Annotated in this window: 2 protein-coding genes; both read left to right on the plus strand. The window is 55.2% G+C overall.

Going from position 1 to position 928, the window contains the following annotated elements; all coding sequences use genetic code 11:
* Window positions 1–64: 64 nt before the first annotated feature.
* Window positions 65–280, plus strand: a complete 216-nt coding sequence (locus ACXJ7R_RS34440) for a hypothetical protein (protein WP_457155688.1) — start codon at window positions 65–67, stop codon at window positions 278–280.
* A 116-nt stretch (window positions 281–396) separates the two neighbouring features.
* The gene (locus tag ACXJ7R_RS34445) at window positions 397–756 is read left to right on the plus strand and encodes a DUF7674 family protein (RefSeq protein WP_457155689.1); all 360 of its coding nucleotides are present in this window, start codon (window positions 397–399) and stop codon (window positions 754–756) included.
* Window positions 757–928 lie beyond the last annotated feature (172 nt).

Genomic DNA, 928 nt, shown 5'->3' on the forward strand with positions numbered 1-928 from the left:
CCCTAAGGCCAGCTTGAATGTGCCACGGCGTTGCGCGACTGTCGCCGCGAGGGGAGTGTGAGCAATGCAACGCAAGGGAAAGGCGCGGCCCTTCGTACCGACTGAAATCCACGTCGGCACCATCACGGACAATGCGGGTGTGATTGGGGTTCTCTCAATTCACACAACCGAAGGTCTGTTAGATATTGCGCTGGACGTTCAGTCAGCCAACGCCATCGTGAGCGCTATTCATCAAATCCGGTCAAAGCTGGAGCCGAACGGCCCCCAGATTTCAAACTGAGACACTACCTGTTTGCGAGAAGATGGACGCCGTCGCGCCGAAGCCGAGGTGGCACGCCCATATAGAAAGCTTTGGAGAACTGACGAGCGGGCATGTCCAGTCGGAAATACATAGATATGATCGCCGATCAGACACCAGAGTTGCGCCATACGCTCCGCGACTTCGCCGCTCAATGGGCCCCCTCTGCATTTCCATCAACAATTGCCGCCGCAGAATTGGCGGAGACCTTGATATCGAATCTGGGGAAGACCCCAGAGAACGTTGTCAAAGGCGTTTTCCAATTATGCGAAGAGGGCTTGCGAGAGAGCTCGGCCAAAGACAATGCTGACATTGCTACCTTTCTTGAGGCCTTACAGAACGCCGCTGACCGGGGTGACTTCGATTTCGCTACGATTGTCGAGTTTCTGGGGCCAGCCTCTAAAGAATATTGCAGAGGCATGGACCGCTTTTATGGATCGACAACTGCGGGCCTCTAGCCCCAAATTTCAAACTGAGACACTACCCATCGCTGCGAGACATAGCCGACTAAGCGGGAACGGCGTATAAGCCGAAACCGAAGCTAAGCATCGCGAGCAACAACAACAACATCGCGATGACGCCGACGCCACACGCGAGACCTAGCCAGAAATACAGTTCGCCCCTCATGCC

The sequence above is a fragment of the Mesorhizobium sp. P5_C1 genome (assembly GCF_054049815.1).

Bases quoted from the DNA above. Each gene is read 5' to 3' on its own strand.
- ACXJ7R_RS34440 (WP_457155688.1), top strand. From the start codon at position 65: ATGCAACGCAAGGGAAAGGCGCGGCCCTTCGTACCGACTGAAATCCAC.
- ACXJ7R_RS34445 (WP_457155689.1), top strand. From the start codon at position 397: ATGATCGCCGATCAGACACCAGAGTTGCGCCATACGCTCCGCGACTTC.